This is a genomic window from Streptomyces sp. ERV7 (genome assembly GCF_001653515.1).
Classification (GTDB): Bacteria; Actinomycetota; Actinomycetes; order Streptomycetales; family Streptomycetaceae; genus Streptomyces.
Genome location: NZ_LYOY01000040.1, coordinates 1,178,447 through 1,193,575, shown reverse-complemented (window position 1 = coordinate 1,193,575; position 15,129 = coordinate 1,178,447). Strand labels below are relative to the sequence as shown.

At 72.8% G+C, this 15,129-nt stretch carries 15 protein-coding genes and 1 riboswitch; of the genes, 7 read left to right on the top strand and 8 right to left on the bottom strand.

The genetic code is table 11. The features are described 5' to 3' along the window. Window positions 1-26: 26 nt before the first annotated feature. Both A8W25_RS19995 and A8W25_RS19990 read right to left on the bottom strand, forming a co-directional pair. Complete coding sequence (locus A8W25_RS19995; RefSeq protein WP_067163323.1) at window positions 27-971, bottom strand: decaprenyl-phosphate phosphoribosyltransferase; 945 nt, start codon at window positions 969-971, stop codon at window positions 27-29. Beyond that, on the bottom strand, window positions 968-1,552 hold the full coding sequence (locus A8W25_RS19990) for a phosphatase PAP2 family protein (RefSeq protein ID WP_079126188.1): 585 nt from the start codon (window positions 1,550-1,552) through the stop codon (window positions 968-970). Before A8W25_RS19990 ends, A8W25_RS19995 begins: the two co-directional genes overlap by 4 nt. A 187-nt stretch (window positions 1,553-1,739) precedes the next feature. Between A8W25_RS19990 and A8W25_RS19985 the strand changes: the two genes are divergently transcribed. The 3 genes from A8W25_RS19985 (at window position 1,740) to A8W25_RS19975 (ending at window position 4,918) form a co-directional block, all read left to right on the top strand. Next, window positions 1,740-3,098, top strand: a complete 1,359-nt coding sequence (locus A8W25_RS19985; RefSeq protein ID WP_067163321.1) for an FAD-binding oxidoreductase — start codon at window positions 1,740-1,742, stop codon at window positions 3,096-3,098. A gap of 27 nt (window positions 3,099-3,125) precedes the next feature. Beyond that, entirely contained in the window at window positions 3,126-3,881 is a 756-nt protein-coding gene (locus A8W25_RS19980; RefSeq protein ID WP_067163319.1) for a decaprenylphospho-beta-D-erythro-pentofuranosid-2-ulose 2-reductase, read from the top strand. A 227-nt stretch (window positions 3,882-4,108) separates the two neighbouring features. Beyond that, window positions 4,109-4,918: an endonuclease/exonuclease/phosphatase family protein gene (locus A8W25_RS19975; protein ID WP_199831783.1), complete on the top strand. Its 810-nt coding sequence runs from the start codon at window positions 4,109-4,111 to the stop codon at window positions 4,916-4,918. Here the strand turns inward: A8W25_RS19975 and A8W25_RS19970 are convergent. After that, complete coding sequence (locus tag A8W25_RS19970; RefSeq protein ID WP_067163317.1) at window positions 4,905-5,807, bottom strand: ATP-grasp domain-containing protein; 903 nt, start codon at window positions 5,805-5,807, stop codon at window positions 4,905-4,907. The genes A8W25_RS19975 and A8W25_RS19970 overlap by 14 nt on opposite strands. 76 nt (window positions 5,808-5,883) lie before the next feature. Between A8W25_RS19970 and A8W25_RS19965 the strand changes: the two genes are divergently transcribed. Beyond that, entirely contained in the window at window positions 5,884-7,893 is a 2,010-nt protein-coding gene (locus A8W25_RS19965) for a glycoside hydrolase (RefSeq protein ID WP_067163316.1), read from the top strand. A gap of 34 nt (window positions 7,894-7,927) precedes the next feature. On the opposite strand, the gene A8W25_RS34065 is transcribed toward A8W25_RS19965, so the two are convergent. Both A8W25_RS34065 and A8W25_RS19960 read right to left on the bottom strand, forming a co-directional pair. After that, window positions 7,928-8,092 (bottom strand): hypothetical protein, encoded by a 165-nt coding sequence (locus tag A8W25_RS34065; protein ID WP_158942625.1) that lies wholly within the window; start codon window positions 8,090-8,092, stop codon window positions 7,928-7,930. 83 nt (window positions 8,093-8,175) lie between these two features. Further along, a complete protein-coding gene (locus A8W25_RS19960) occupies window positions 8,176-8,994 on the bottom strand; it encodes a hypothetical protein (RefSeq protein ID WP_067163314.1) in 819 nt (272 codons plus the stop codon). Between the two features lie 102 nt (window positions 8,995-9,096). Here A8W25_RS19960 and A8W25_RS19955 point away from each other — a divergent pair, with 102 nt between their 5' ends. Then, on the top strand, window positions 9,097-9,876 hold the full coding sequence (locus A8W25_RS19955; protein ID WP_199831782.1) for a hypothetical protein: 780 nt from the start codon (window positions 9,097-9,099) through the stop codon (window positions 9,874-9,876). Between the two features lie 4 nt (window positions 9,877-9,880). Here the strand turns inward: A8W25_RS19955 and glyA are convergent, their stop codons facing one another. Next, window positions 9,881-11,152, bottom strand: a complete 1,272-nt coding sequence (glyA, locus tag A8W25_RS19950) for a serine hydroxymethyltransferase (RefSeq protein ID WP_067163311.1) — start codon at window positions 11,150-11,152, stop codon at window positions 9,881-9,883. Window positions 11,153-11,178: 26 nt separating this feature from the next. After that, window positions 11,179-11,268: riboswitch (ZMP/ZTP riboswitch) on the bottom strand. 111 nt (window positions 11,269-11,379) lie between these two features. Here glyA and rocD point away from each other — a divergent pair. Further along, a complete protein-coding gene (gene rocD / locus A8W25_RS19945) occupies window positions 11,380-12,588 on the top strand; it encodes an ornithine--oxo-acid transaminase (protein WP_067163309.1) in 1,209 nt (402 codons plus the stop codon). 151 nt (window positions 12,589-12,739) lie between these two features. Beyond that, window positions 12,740-13,432, top strand: a complete 693-nt coding sequence (locus A8W25_RS19940) for a polysaccharide deacetylase family protein (RefSeq protein ID WP_067164252.1) — start codon at window positions 12,740-12,742, stop codon at window positions 13,430-13,432. Window positions 13,433-13,451: 19 nt separating this feature from the next. Here the strand turns inward: A8W25_RS19940 and A8W25_RS19935 are convergent, their stop codons facing one another. Both A8W25_RS19935 and A8W25_RS19930 read right to left on the bottom strand, forming a co-directional pair. Continuing rightward, a complete protein-coding gene (locus A8W25_RS19935; RefSeq protein ID WP_067163307.1) occupies window positions 13,452-14,633 on the bottom strand; it encodes a glutathionylspermidine synthase family protein in 1,182 nt (393 codons plus the stop codon). 3 nt (window positions 14,634-14,636) lie between these two features. Further along, complete coding sequence (locus A8W25_RS19930) at window positions 14,637-14,993, bottom strand: hypothetical protein (RefSeq protein WP_067163305.1); 357 nt, start codon at window positions 14,991-14,993, stop codon at window positions 14,637-14,639. Between the last annotated feature and the right edge of the window lie 136 nt (window positions 14,994-15,129).

The window sequence follows — 15,129 nt, the reverse complement described above, 5'->3', positions numbered from 1 at the left end:
CCACGTTCCCGCCCTCTGCGCGCCCCTCACAGGTCGGCCACCGCGAGCCCGTACAGCGCGACCCACACCAGTCCGATGACCACGAGCGCCCGGTCGTGCAGCACCACGTCCTCGGGGGCGCCCGCGCTCCCCCGGTCGGCGAACACGGCGTACCGCAGGATCCCGCCGATGAACGGGACCATCGACAGCTGCCGCCACGGCAGCAGCGAGCCGCCCGCCATACCGTCGCTCTCCAGCGCCCACATGCAGTACGCGAGGACCGCGACGCCGGCCGCGAGCTGCCAGACGAACCGCAGATAGCCGGTGGTGTACGCGTCCAGGAGCGCACGGGTCGCGCCCCCGCGCCCCTCCATCTGGACGGCTTCCGAGTACCGCTTGGCCGCGACCATGAACAGCGCGCCGAACCCGGCGGTGATCAGGAACCAGCGCGAGAGCGGGATGGCGAGCGCGACCCCGCCGATCATGGCCCGCATCAGGAACCCGGCGGTGACCACGACGAGGTCGACGACGAGGACGTGCTTGAGCTTGACGCAGTAGGCGAGTTGCATCACCACGTACCCGGTGAGCAGGGTCGCCGTCATGGCGTTGCAGGTCAGGGCCGCGCCGAGCGGGGCGAGCAGCGCGAGCAGCCCGCCGGCGGCGTAGGCGACCGGCACCGGCACCTGCCCGGTGGCCACCGGGCGGTGGCGCTTCTGCGGGTGGGCGCGGTCGGCGACGGCGTCGCGCGCGTCGTTGACTAGGTACACGGCGGAGGCGGCGGCCGTGAACAGCACGAAGACCAGGGCGAGTTGGCGCAGGGTGTGGCGCGAGTCGAGCTGTCCGGCGGCGGCGGGCGCGGCGACCACGAGCACGTTCTTGATCCACTGCCGGGGGCGCGCGGTCCTGAGCACGCCCGCGGGCACGCCGAGGACGCGCCACGCCGGGCGCCGGGCGGCCCGCTCTTCGAGGACGAGGAGCCCGGGCCGGGTCACGAGGCGGCTCCGAGTGCGGCCCGGGGGCGGCCGGGAGGTCGTGCGGGAAGTCGTGCGGGAGCAGGGGAGGGCGCGCGGCCCATCCAGCCCGCCCCCAGCCGTGCCGTGGCGCCGCCGAGGAGGGCGCCGACCAGCACGTCCGAGGGGTAGTGGACACCGGCCACCAGCCGGGACACGCACATCGCGGCGGCGAGCGGCGGCACCAGCCGCGCCCCGGCGGGCCGCAGCGCGCCGTACGCGACGGCGGCCGCGGCCGCCGAGGTGGCGTGCGAGCTCGGGAAGGAGTGCCGCCCGGCGGTGCGCACCAGCGGCTCCCGGGCGGCGAGCCGCGGCCGGGACCGCCGCACCACCCGCTTCACACCCATGCTGGCCAGATGCGCGGCCCCGACCAGCGCCGCCCCACGCAGCCAGCCCGCGCGCCGCTCCCGGTCGACGGCGGCGGCGAGCGCCCCGCCCGCCAGCCACACCGCGCCGTGCTCCCCGGCGAACGAGAGAGCGCGGGCGACGGCGGCCACCCGTGGCTCCGCGCCGCAGTCGCGCAGCGCCGCCAACAGCCGGTGGTCCGCGTCGCGGTACCGCATCTGCCACCCCGATTCCGTGAGACAGCCCCGCCGGTCGGCCGTCAGCCGTACGCGACTCTCCCCGGCGGCGACGCCAGATGCGCGTCAATGCCGCTTGACACTCACTCAATCACCCATTTCGGTGAGCATCACAATAAAAAGGGCATATCCCAGCACACAGAACAGAACCCCCGCTACGGTCGCTCCCATGCCTGCCGCCGCCACTCCCCCGACCCCCGTGACCGGCTGGGGCCGCACCGCTCCGACGGCGGCCCGGCTGGTCCGCCCGCGTACGTACGAGGAGGCCGCGGTCGCCGTTCTCGCGGGCGGGGCGCGGGGGTCGATCGCACGGGGCCTCGGCCGGGCGTACGGCGACGCCGCGCAGAACGCGGGCGGCGCCGTCCTGGACATGACCGGCCTCGACCGCATCCGCACGATCGACGCCGAGGCGGGCGTGGTGGTCTGCGAGGCGGGCGTCAGCCTGCACCGCCTGATGGAAGTCCTGCTGCCGCTGGGCTGGTTCGTGCCGGTGACGCCCGGGACGCGGTACGTCACGGTCGGCGGCGCGATCGGCGCGGACATCCACGGCAAGAACCACCACGGCTCGGGCGCGTTCTCGCGCCATGTGCGCGCGCTCGACCTCCTCACGGCGGACGGCACGGTCCACCGCCTCACCCCCACCGACGCACTGTTCTGGGCCACGGCGGGCGGTATGGGCCTGACCGGGGTGATCCTCGCGGCCGAGCTCCGTCTGCACCCCGTACAGACGTCCTTGATGGCGGTGGACACGGAACGGGCGGCGGATCTCGACGACTTGATGGCGCGGCTGACGGCGACGGACCACCGCTACCGCTACTCAGTGGCGTGGATCGACCTGCTGGCCAGGGGCGCGAGAACGGGCCGAGCGGTCCTGACGAGGGGCGACCACGCACCACGGGAGGCGCTACGGGGGCGCGCGGACAGAACTCCGCTGCGCTTCGCCCCGCTCCGACTCCCGCCCGCACCACCCCACTTCCCGGGCGGCCTCCTGAACCGTCTCTCCGTCTCGGCGTTCAACGAACTCTGGTACCGCAGGGCACCGAGGCACCGAACGGGGGAAGTCCAGTCGATCGCGAAGTTCTTCCACCCCCTGGACGGCGTCCCGCACTGGAACCGGATCTACGGAAGGGGCGGCTTCGTCCAGTACCAGTTCGTGGTCGGCCACGGCCAGGAGGAGACCCTGCGCCGCGTGGTACGCCGGATCGCGGACCGGGGCTGCCCGTCCTTCCTGGCGGTCCTCAAGCGCTTCGGCGAGGCCGACCCCGGCTGGCTCTCCTTCCCGCTCCCCGGCTGGACGCTGGCCCTGGACATCCCGGCGGGCCTGCCGGGCCTGGCCGGCTTCCTGGACGAGCTGGACGAGGAGGTGGCGGCGGCGGGCGGCCGCGTCTACCTGGCGAAGGACGCGAGAGTGCGCCCGCAGCTACTGGAGTCCATGTACGCCCGCCTCCCGGACTTCCGCGCCCTGCGCCGCGAAATCGACCCGGAAGGGGTCTTCGTCTCGGACCTCTCCCGCCGCCTGAACCTCTGACGGACGCCCACCCCCAGGAGTTACGCGATGAAGGACGCCTTCGGCACCCCCCAGTCCCTGCTGGTCCTGGGCGGCACGTCCGAGATCGGCCTGGCCACGGCACGCCGCCTGGTGGCCCGCCGCACCCGTACGGTCTGGCTGGCCGGCCGCCCGTCGCCCGCGCTGGACGCGGCCGCGACGGAGCTGCGCGAGCTGGGCGCGGACGTGCACACCCTGGCCTTCGACGCGCTGGACGCGGAGTCGCACGAGCCGGCCCTGGGCAAGGTCTTCGGCCAGGGCGACATCGACATGGTCCTGCTGGCGTTCGGGATCCTGGGCGACCAGGTACGGGACGAGGGGACGCCCATGGCGGCGGTACGGGTCGCGCAGACCAACTACACGGGCGCGGTCTCGGCGTCCCTGATCTGCGCGAAGGCCCTGCGGACCCAGGGCCACGGCTCCCTGGTGGTCCTCTCCTCGGTGGCCGGCGAACGCGCCCGCCGCACCAACTTCATCTACGGCTCCAGCAAGGCGGGCCTGGACGCCTTCACCCAGGGCCTGGGCGACGCCCTCCACGGCTCAGGAGTCCACGTGATGGTGGTCCGCCCCGGCTTCGTCCGCACCAAGATGACCACAGGCCTCCCAGAGGCCCCCCTGGCCACCACACCGGAAGCAGTGGCGGAGTCGATCGAGACAGGCCTGAGACGCCGAGCGGAGGTGGTGTGGGTCCCGGGCCCCCTGAGACTGGTGATGTCGGCCCTGAGACACGTACCGCGCCCGCTTTTCCGACGGTTGCCGGTATAGGGGACGAGGGCCCGCTCTCCGGCGGTGCCGGGGGCAGGGGCTGCGGCGGTCCCGCCCACCCACCCCACGTCCCCCGCCCATGTCCATGTCGCCCGACGGCCCGAACCAGCACCCACGCCGTCAGGGCGCGTCGGCATGCTCCGAGTTGTGCGCAGCCCCGTCCGACGACATCCGCAGACTCCGACATCCGCAGACTCCGAAGAAGACAGAGGTGTTCAGTGATCCGTGTGTGCGCCAGGTCCGCACTGGCTCTCGTCCTGATGCTCATCCCGCTGGCCGTGGCACCGACCTCCTCGGCGGCGGCCGCACCTCAGACCCTCACCGTGCTGACCTACAACATCCACCACGGCGCGGGCGCCGACGACGCCCTCGCCCTCGAACGGGTGGCCCGCGTCCTGAGGGACAGCGGCGCCGACGTCGTGGGCCTCCAGGAGGTCGACCGGCACTACGACACGCGCAGCGACTTCCTGGACCAGGCGGGCTGGCTCGGCCGCCGCCTCGGGATGCACGTGGTCTACGGGGCCAACCTCAGCCTCGACCCGCCGCGCTCGGGGGCGCCGCGGCGCCAGTACGGCACCGCGATCCTGTCGCGCTTCCCGGTCAGCGAGTCCCGCAACACCCGGCTGCCCCGCCCGCGCCAGGGCGAGCAACGCGGCCTGCTGGAGGCCGACATCAATGTGGACGGCACGGCGGTACGCGTCCTGACCACCCACCTGGAACACACCTCGCAGAGCGAGCGCCTCGCCCAGGCGGAGGCGATCAACAGCGTCATCGAGGACTCCGGCCGTCCCACCGTGCTGGTGGGCGACCTCAACGCCACTCCGGGCGCCCGCGAGGTCGGCGTGCTGACCAGGCACCTCGCCGACGTGTGGCGCACGGCGGGGGAGGGCTCCGGATACACCTTCGACGCCCGCAGCCCGCACAAGCGCATCGACTACGTACTCGGCTCTTCGGGCATCGCCGCCCGGCAGGCGGAGGTCATCGACAGCGACGCCTCCGACCACCTGCCGGTCAGCGCCGAAGTCACGCTCCCGTAGCGGCTTTCCGGCCCGCCGCCACGGCGGCGGTGAACCGCTCCAGCGCCCCCGGACCGCTGCCGAGGAACAGGTTCGGCTCGATGAGCTCCAGCTCCATCGCCACCGGTGCCCTGCTGTCGTCCAGCGCGAGGTCCACCCGCGCGTACAGCAGGGCGCCCGGCGATGGAACCGCCGCCAGCGCGTCCAGCGCGGTACGGATCTCCGCCCCGGTCGGCTCGTGGGGAACCACGCCCGGGTGCGCGTCCCGGAAGTTGTCGATCACATGGGGCTCGGTCAGCACCGGTTGCTTGCGGATGGCGTGGCTGAAGGCCAACCCGTCGCCGGTGGAGAGGAAGACCAGGGCGCGTTCTCCCTCCTCCACCAGCGGCAGATAGGGCTGGACCACCGCGCTGCGGCCCCCGTCGAGGAGCATCCGGGCGTGGCGCACGGCATCCGCGTGCCGGCCGGGCTCGTACCATGCGGTGTCGCGGGCGGCGGCGGACACGGCGGGCTTGACCACCACGCCGGTGGGCAGGTCGAAGTCCGCCTCGTCGCACCGCCCGCCCGGGTCGATGACCGTCGTCGGCACGACGGCGACACCGCGCCCGGCCAGCTCCGGCAGATACCGTTTGTCGCTGTTCCAGCGCAGCACCGGAGGCGGATTCCACAGCCGGGTGGCGCGGTCCGCCCTGTCGGCCCAGGCGAGGAACTCGGCGTGCCGTTCCGCGTAGTCCCAGGCCGAGCGGATCACCGCCAGATCGAATCCGCCCCAGTCCACGGAGGGCGCGTCCCAGGTGACCGCTTCGGCGGCCGACCCGTCGGCGCACAGGGCGTCGACGATCAGCGGGAGGTCCTGGTCGTACGCGATACCGGCGGCGCTCGTCACGACCGCGACCCTGGCAGCACCCATGGAAACACCCCGTCCTCCGGCGGCGTGGGGCCGGAGCTCTTAGAACCCTCTTATGGTGCACGACTATTCACGACCCATGAGATCAAACTTCTCGACCCACAGCCGGACCCCCAGCGGGAACCGGGTTCGCGCCGCCGCCCACGGGATCGCCGTCACCCTCGCCCTCGCCGCGCTCGCCGGGTGCACCACGGCGGCCGGCGCCGAGGTCTCCGACGCCCGCACCGGGGACGGCAGGGTGACCGTTCCCGTCCGGGGCGGCACCGCGGTCATCGACACCGCCTCACTCGCCGTACGGGCGCGCCCGGCGTCCGGGGGAGAGCTGGAGCTGTCCGCCCCGGCCGCGACCGACCTGGGCCGGCCGGGCCCGGTCACCGAGATACGAGGGGGAGCCCGCTGGACCTACCCCGCCAAGGAGTTGACGGTCACGGCCGTCGCGGAGCACGGGCGGCTGCGCGTCAGCATGGCCGCGCGGCGTGACGGGGAGGTGCGGTGGCCGGTGACCGGTACCGACGCGTCCGCCTCCGACCTCCAGCTCCCGCGCGGCGAGGGCCTGAACATCCCCGTGGGCGACGCGTTCTGGAGCGCGCCCGAGCGCGGCCTCACCGGTGAGCCCATGGACATGGGCTCCGGCGCCCTCACCATGCCGATGTGGGGCTATACGTACGGCAGTCGGGGCGCGAGCTATGTCGTTCCCACCGACATCGGCACCTCGCTCGGGTTCGCCTCCGAGCAGGGCCGGCTGCGCGGCACGGCCACCCACACCTTCGACGGCGGCGAGGACACCCGCTCGTACACCGTCACCTTCGCGCTCACCGACGGGAACCCGGTGGCCCCGGCCGTCGACTACCGCGACTGGCTCTCCCAACACGGACGGCTCGGCAGCCTCCGCGACAAGATCAGGGCCAACCCGGCCGACGCCAGGCTGCTCGGCGCCTTCCACGCCTATCTGTGGGGCGACGCGCGCACGCCCCAGGCCATGGAGGCGCTGCGCAAGCTCGGCGTGAGCCGGATGTGGCTGGGCTACGACGCCGGGAACGACCCGATGAGCGCCCAGGCCGTCGGCGCCGCCAAGAAGAACGGCTACCTCGTCGGCCCCTACGACTCCTTCGCCAACGGACAGGACCCCGCCACCGCCGACTCGCCGAGCTCGGCCTGGCCCGGCCGTGTCTACCCCGACTACTGCGTGATCGACGCCAAGGGCAGGCCGGAGACCGGATTCGGCAACCGGGGCTGCTACCTCAGCTCGCAGGCGTTCGAGCGGGCCGAGCCGGACAAGCACTACCTCGCCGACCGCACACGCCGGATGGTGGCCAACGGCGCCGACAGCTACTTCCTGGACGTCGACGCGGCCGGAGACCTCTTCCGGGACCACAGCCCCGACCACCCGATGACCAAGGGCCAGGACCGGGCCCACCGCCTCGCCCGGATGAAGCGCCTGACGGACGGCGGGCTCGTCGTCGGCTCCGAGTCCGCCGGAGCGTGGTCCAACCAGGTCGTCGCCTTCGACCACGGCTCGGCCACCCCGGTGGGCGACGGCCTGTGGGCGTTGCAGCGAAACAAGGAGGTGTGGGGCGGATACGCCCCCGAGAAGGCGCCGAAGACCTTCTTCAAGCCGGTCGACCTGCCCGCCGACCTCGCCCGGGAGATGTACGACCCCAAGTACCGCGTCCCGCTGTACGAGACCGCCCTGCACGGCTCCCTGGTCAACGTGGAGCGCTGGGAGCTCTCCTTCGACAAGCTGCCCCGGCAGAAGCAGACGAGGGCGATGCAGGCCATGCTCTACAACATCCCGCTGAACTACGTCCTCGACGGGCCGTCCCTGAAGCAGCACGGGCCCGAACTGGCCGCCCTGCAGAAGTACTTCGCGCCGCTGCACCAGAAGGCGGGCACCGAGCGGCTGACGTCCTTCCGCCTGCTGACCGCCGACCGGACCGTCCAGCGCACCGTCTTCGGCGACGGCGTACTGACCGTCACGGCCAACTTCGGGGCCACCGCTTCCCACGGTGTCCCCGCCGGATGTGTGAGCGCCAGGCTCAAGGGCGACGCGAAGCCGAGGCCGCTGTGCCCGGGGAAGGCGCTCTCGTAGCCTCCTCCCACCAGGGCGTCCCCGGCGCGGGCGGTCAGGAGCGGAAGAAACCGGGCGTCGGCAGGCCCGGACGGAACGGCATGATCACCCGCTCCAGGTTCCGCTGGATCTGCTCGGCCTCCCGGCGCACGTCGCCAGGGACGTCACCCCGTTCCCGTATGAGCTGGGCGTAGATCGGTACGTCACTGTCGCTGTTCACCGCGCGCTGTCCCTCCTGGCCGCCGGCGCGTCCCGCCGGCGGCACGATTTTAGGCGGTGCGGGAGGGCGGTCGAGCCAGGCGGTCAGTCCGTGGCCGCGATCGCGCTCGCCGTGGCGCCCAGCGGGACCCACTCGGAGCCCTGCCCGGTCCACCGGGAGACGGCCCGCCCGTCGGCGGCGATGCGGTAGACCGCGTTGCCGGTGACGGCGAGGGTGACGCCCGCCCTGCCGATGGTGGTCCATGAGCCGGCGGCGCCGACGTACTTGAGGATCCGCCCGGCCGCGTCGGTGGCGAACAGGCCCGCGCCGCCCGCGTACAGCCTGGTGGCCGGGCCGCCGATCCGCCGCCAGTTGCTGCCCCGGCCGTTGCCCTGCCAGATCTCCTTGCCGTCGGGGGAGATACGGGCCACGTAGTCGGGGCCGACGGCGAAGTCGGCGCCCGGGCCGCCCGCGTCGACCCAGGTGCTGCCGTACCCGGCGTACCGGAACAGGGCCCCGTTGTCCGGGCTGGTGGCGAAGAGGCCCGCGCCGCCCGCGTACAGCCGTGCGGCGGGCGACCCGATGGAAACCCAGTCGGATCCCACGCCCGTCCAGTGCACGACGGCGTCGCGGTGTTCGGTGATGGCGTAGAGGCCGTCCCCGGTGGTGACGAACTGCTCGCCGGGGAATCCGATCTGGGACCAGGAGCGGGACGGCTCGTCGTACTTGGAGATGTGCCCGTCGCCGGGGTTGGTCGCGAACAGCCCGGCGGGGCTCGCGAAGATCTCGTCGGCCGCCGGACCGATCACCTTCCAGGAGTGGTCCTCGGTGGTCCAGCGGAGGATGTTCCGGCGGTCCTGCGACACGACGTACGCGGTGCCGGGCGCCTGCCGGGCGGGCGGAGCGGAGGAGGGCACGAACACGGGGAGCGGGGGAGCCGAGGCCCGGCCGGGCGGGTACGGGGCGGGGGCCCGGGCAGGCGCAGGCACGGCGGGTCCGCGGTGCGGGGGATCCTGTCCCTCGCCGTGGCCGTGGCACTGGGGCTGTTCCTCGCCCCGGCCGCGCACGCGGGCGGCCCGACCAGCGTGCTGATCGTGTCGCCGGAGAGCGAGCAGACGGCCGCGCGCTACCACTCCGACGCGGACTACTCGACGCTGCTGGTCCTGCTCGGCGAACCGAACCAGGGCCAGAAGGAGCGCCCGCCGTCGCTGGACGCGGCGATGCGGTCCCGCCAGATCACTGTGACGTGGATGGTCCACGACATGGATCCCTGGCGGCTGGACCGCGTCTTCACCAGCGACGACGCCACCACGGTCTGGATACACACGGCGGCCGGGCTCCCCCACACCTTCAACGGCTACTGGCACCGCGCCCAGCGCCCCGCCGAGCTGCGGGCGCTGCTGACGAAACTGGAGGTGATGGGCCCCGTCGTCGAGCACGCCGCGACCGGCGTGGCGCCGCAGGAGTGGACCACACCGCCGGGCGGGCCCGGGGAGGCGACGGCGCCCGCCGCCGAGGGCGCCCGGGAGGAAGGGTCCGGCCGGACCGGGCTTTCGGCCTCCGCCGACCCGACGGCGACCGGCTGGTGGTGGGCCCTGCCGGGCCTGACCATCGGGGCCGCTCTGGCCCTGCTCATACGCCCGTGGGCGACCCGGCTCCCCGCGGCCGTCACCGCCTCCTGGCGGAGCCACGAGGACGGGCCGCGCCAGGAGCTGCGAGACGTGGCCGGTGGGGCCGACGACCTGGCCGGTGAGGCCGGCCGAGACGGCCGGGCCGAGCCGGGCCGCCGGGCCGGCGGCGCCTGACCGGTCAGTCCGTCGGGAGGCCGGGCGCCGGGAACGCGGCCATCAGCTCGGCCACCTCGGCGCGGACGACGGCGAGGGCGTCCTCGTCGCCGGTGCGGGCCGCGGCGACGCCCCGGTCGATCCAGTCGGCCACGGCCGCCATGTGCTGGGTACCGAGACCGCGGGAGGTGAGGGAGGGGGTGCCGATCCGGATGCCCGAGGGGTCGAACGGCTTCCTCGGGTCGTACGGGACGGTGTTGTAGTTGACGACGATCCCGGCCCGGTCGAGGGCCTTGGCGGCGACCTTGCCCGGGACGTCCTTGGGGGTGAGGTCCATCAGGATCAGATGGTTGTCGGTGCCGCCGGAGACCAGGTCGAAGCCGCGCGCGAGGAGCTGCTCGGCGAGGGCCCCGGCGTTGGCGACGACGGCCTGGGCGTAGTCGCGGAAGGAGGGCTGGGCCGCCTCGCGGAGGGCGACGGCGATCGCGGCGGTGGTCTGGTTGTGCGGACCGCCCTGGAGGCCGGGGAAGACGGCCTTGTCGATGGCCTTGGCGTGCTGCTCGCGGGACATGAGCATCGCGCCGCGCGGGCCGCGCAGGGTCTTGTGGGTGGTCGTGGAGATCACGTCCGCGTACGGGGCGGGGGACGGGTGGGCACCACCGGCGATCAGGCCCGCGATGTGCGCGACATCGGCGACCAGGACGGAGCCCGCCTCCCGGGCGATCTCCGCGAAGGCCGCGAAGTCGATGGTGCGGGGAAGGGCGGTACCACCACAGAAAATGATCTTCGGCCGCTCCTTGAGGGCCAGTTCGCGCACCTCGTCGAAGTCGATGAGACCGGTGTCGTGGCGTACGCCGTACTGGACGCCGCGGAACCACTTGCCGGTCGCGGAGACGCCCCAGCCGTGGGTGAGGTGGCCGCCCATCGGCAGGGCCATGCCCATCACGGTGTCGCCGGGCTCGGCGAAGGCGAGGTAGACGGCGAGGTTGGCCGGCGAGCCGGAGTAGGGCTGGACGTTGGCGTGCTCGACGCCGAACAGGGCCTTGGCCCGCTCCACGGCGAGGGTCTCGACCTGGTCGATGTTCTGCTGGCCCTCGTAGTACCGGCGGCCCGAGTAGCCCTCGCTGTACTTGTTCTGCAGCACCGTGCCCGAGGCTTCGAGAACGGCCTGCGAGACGTAGTTCTCGCTGGGGATCAGCCGCAGGGTGTCCGACTGCAGCCGTTCCTCGGCGGCGACGAGCGCGGCGAGTTCGGGGTCGGTGGCGGAAAGGGCCGGGTGGGAAAGGGGCAGGCTCATGGCGTCCTCCGGGGTCCGTCGTGGTCCCGGGGTGCCCAGGCGGGCGGCACCTCGTGCGCATGTCACGCACGGCTTCCCCGGGGTCGCTTCCCCGTGCGCCAGTCGCCGTACGTACCACCCACCCTAACGGGCGCGCCGGGAATCAAGGTTTCCCCGTCCAACATCCGAACGACGAGAGAAACTGGGCGCTACCCCCGTCCCACGCCGCACGATGAAACGGAGACCCCGTGTCGACTACATCGGACGCCATCCGCTCTGCCGAGGCCCACAGTGCGCACAACTACCATCCGCTGCCCGTCGTCGTCGCCTCGGCCGAGGGCGCGTGGATGACCGATGTCGAGGGGCGCCGCTTCCTCGACATGCTCGCCGGGTACTCGGCGCTGAACTTCGGCCACGGCAACCGCAGGCTGATCGACGCGGCCAAGGCGCAGCTGGAGAGAGTGACGCTCACGTCGAGGGCGTTCCACCACGACCGGTTCGCCGAGTTCTGCGGGCAGCTGGCGCAGTTGTGCGGCAAGGAGATGGTCCTGCCCATGAACACCGGGGCGGAGGCCGTCGAGACGGCCGTGAAGACCGCCCGGAAGTGGGGGTACCGGGTCAAGGGAGTGCCTGACGGGATGGCGAAGATCGTGGTCGCCGCCAACAACTTCCACGGCCGGACGACCACGATCGTCAGCTTCTCCACGGACCCGGAGGCGCGCGCGGACTACGGGCCGTACACCCCGGGGTTCGAGATCGTGCCGTACGGGGACCTGACCGCGCTCTCGGCGGCCGTCACGGAGAACACCGTGGCGGTGCTCCTGGAGCCGATCCAGGGCGAGGCCGGGGTGCTGGTGCCGCCGGCCGGATATCTGCCGGGCGTACGGGAGTTGACGCGCGAGCGGAACGTGCTGTTCATCGCGGACGAGATCCAGTCCGGCCTGGGCCGGACCGGGAAGACGTTCGCGTGCGAGCACGAGGACGTGGTGCCCGATCTGTATGTGCTGGGCAAGGCGCTCGGCGGCGGGGTCGTGCCGGTCTCCGCGGTGGTGGGCTCGGCGGAGGTGCTCGGGGTCTTCCGCCCCGGCGAGCACGGGTCGACCTTCGGCGGCAACCCGCTGGCGTGCGCGGTCGGCCTGGAGGTCATCGCGATGCTGCGCACCGGCGAGTACCAGCAGCGGGCGACCGAGCTCGGCGAGCACCTCCACCACGAGCTGGGCCTGTTGGCCGGGACCGGGGCGGTCCAGACGGTGCGCGGGCGCGGTCTGTGGGCGGGCGTCGACATCGACCCGGCGTTCGGGACCGGACGGCAGATCTCCGAACGGCTCATGGACCGGGGCGTCCTGGTCAAGGACACCCACGGCTCGACGATCCGGATCGCCCCGCCGCTGGTGATCAGCAAGGAGGACCTGGACTGGGGTCTTGACCAGCTGCGGGCGGTGCTGGCGCACGAGTAGTCCTGAAGCAGTCCCGAACCAGTAGTCCCGGACCAGTAGTCCCGAACAGCCCCCGAGCACTCCGGAGGAGTCGGCGCGGGGCTCGGCCGGACAACCGGCTTCTGCGGCAGGACCGTTGACAAGACCGATGGTCCAGACCAATGATGCCGCCATGCCGAGACCCCGCACCGTGCGCGTCGCCTCCGTGGCCCGCGCCGCGTCCGCCCTGCTCGTTCCCCTGCTGCTGCTCGTCGGGCTGTCCGGGCCCGCGCGGGCGGACTGGCCCGAGCCGGTGCCTGTCGTGTCGCACGTCCAGACGGACGACCCCGTCGTGTTCATCACGATCGACGACGGCTGGAACCACGACCCGGCGGCGCAGCGGCTGCTGCTCGAACGACAGGTACCGGCCTCGCTGTTCGTGCTGCCGGGGGCGTACTCGTACGACCCCGGGTACTTCCGGACGCTTCTCGACCACGGGCCCTCGCGGATCGAGAACCACACGGTCGACCACCCGGATCTGACGACGCTCGACGCGGCGGGGCAGCGGGCTCAGCTGTGCGGGGCACGGGACGCGCACCTCGCCCGGTTCGGGGACGGTCCCCGGCTGGCCCGCCCGCCGTTCGGGGCGTACGACGAGACGACCCGGACCACGGCCCGGGCCTGCGGGGCCAAGGCGCTGGTGACGTGGACGTACGACCAGACGACCTGGGGGCAGTGGACGCCGCCGGTGCCGCGGCTGAAGTCCGGGGACATCGTGCTGCTGCACTTCAACGACACGGTGGCGGCCGATCTGACGCGGGTCCTCGCGGCAGCCGACGCGGCGGGGCTGAGGCCCGCGCCGCTGCGCGACTACATCGCCGAGTAGCGGCCGGGCGGCGGGCCCGTCAGCGGATCAGATGCGGGACGAACCGCGCGTACTCGTCCGTGATCGGGCCCGACGACTCGCGGATGCCCAGGCCCGCCGCCTCGTCCTCGACGACCCAGGCGCCCAGGACGACCCGGTTCCCGTCGAAGTCCGGGAGCGGGGAGAGGGCCTGGTAGCAGGCGGGTTCGTCGCGCAGGACGGGCGGCGCGCCCGGGGCGTGGATCCGCACCCCGGCGCCCTCCCGGCCGAGCAGCGGCTTGGAGACGTATCCGCCGCTTCCGGCCAGCTCGCGCGGGCCGTCCAGATACGCCGGGAGCAGGTTCGGGTGGCCGGGGTACAGCTCCCACAGGATCGCCAGCAGCGCCTTGTTGGAGAGCAGCATCTTCCAGGCGGGCTCGATCCAGCAGGTACTGCCGGTGCCGCCGCCGTTGTCCAGGGTCTCCAGGACGTGCGGGGCGAACCGGTCCGTGGTCAGCCACTCCCACGGGTAGAGCTTGAAGCAGCTGCGGATGAACCGGAGGCGGTCGTCGACGAAGCGGCCGGTCAGCCCGTCCCAGCCGATCCGCTCCACCGAGAGCGCCTCCGTCTCGATGCCCGCCTGCTCGGCCGTCTCGCGCAGATACGCGACGGTCATCAGGTCCTCGCCGAGCTCGTCGTCGTCCGAGTGGGCGAAGTGGAGCGGGCCGGGCGGGAGCAGCGGGGCCTGCCGCTTCCAGGCGGCGATCAGGCGTTCGTGGAGCGAGTTCCACTGGTCGGCGCCGGGGAAGCGTTCCTCCATCCAGAACCACTGCGGGCTCGCCGCCTCGACCAGCGAGGTGGGGGTGTCGGCGTTGTACTCCAGCATCCTGGCCGGGCCCGCACCGTCGTAGCACAGGTCGAAACGGCCGTAGAGGGACGGGAGTTCGGAGCGGCGGTGCCAGGACTCGGCCACCCGGGCGGCGAGCGCCGGGTCGGTGATCCCGAGGTCCGCGAAACGGTTCCGCTCGACGATGTGCGCCGCCGCGGCCAGGCACATCCCGTGCAGCTCCTCGACGACCTCCTCCAGCGCCTCGACTTCCGGGAGGCTGAAGGAGTAGTACGCGCTCTCGTCCCAGTACGGGCGCAGCGAGTCGTCCGGGTAGCGGGTGAGGGGGTAGATCAGGCCCTGGGCCTCGACGGTCTGCTGCCAGCCGGGGCGCGGGTCGATGCGGTGCCGCTGCATCCGTCAGCCGCCGCTCGACCCGGAGTGGCCGCCGAAGCCGCCCCGGTCGACGCCGCCGGAGGAGCCGGATGAGGAGGCGGAACCCGAGGTGCCGGAGGAAGTGCCGGCGGAGGTGCCGGCGGAGGTGGAGGATCCGGATCCGGAGCGGTTGAAGGAGCCGCCGTAGACGATGCCGTTACGGGTGTAGCCGCCGTAGTAGTACGAGCCGTTGCCGCCGCTCTTGCACTCGTACTTGGGGAGTTCCTGGCGCGAGACGGGGTCGACGCAGCGGCGGTCCGGCTCGCTGGAGCACGCCGTCAGCGTGGCGGCGAGCACCCCCATGCCGCCGAGCACCACTGTTGTGGACCGGAATCTGCGCATGTGTGGGCCTCCCCCGTCGCGATCTCGTACGTATGTCTGGGACGTGAACCGGCCACACCCTAGTTCCCGGCCATCCCGGACGGAGAATCCGCTCGCTCCCGCCCCCTGAACTCCCTTCCATTACAGTCCGTCTGTG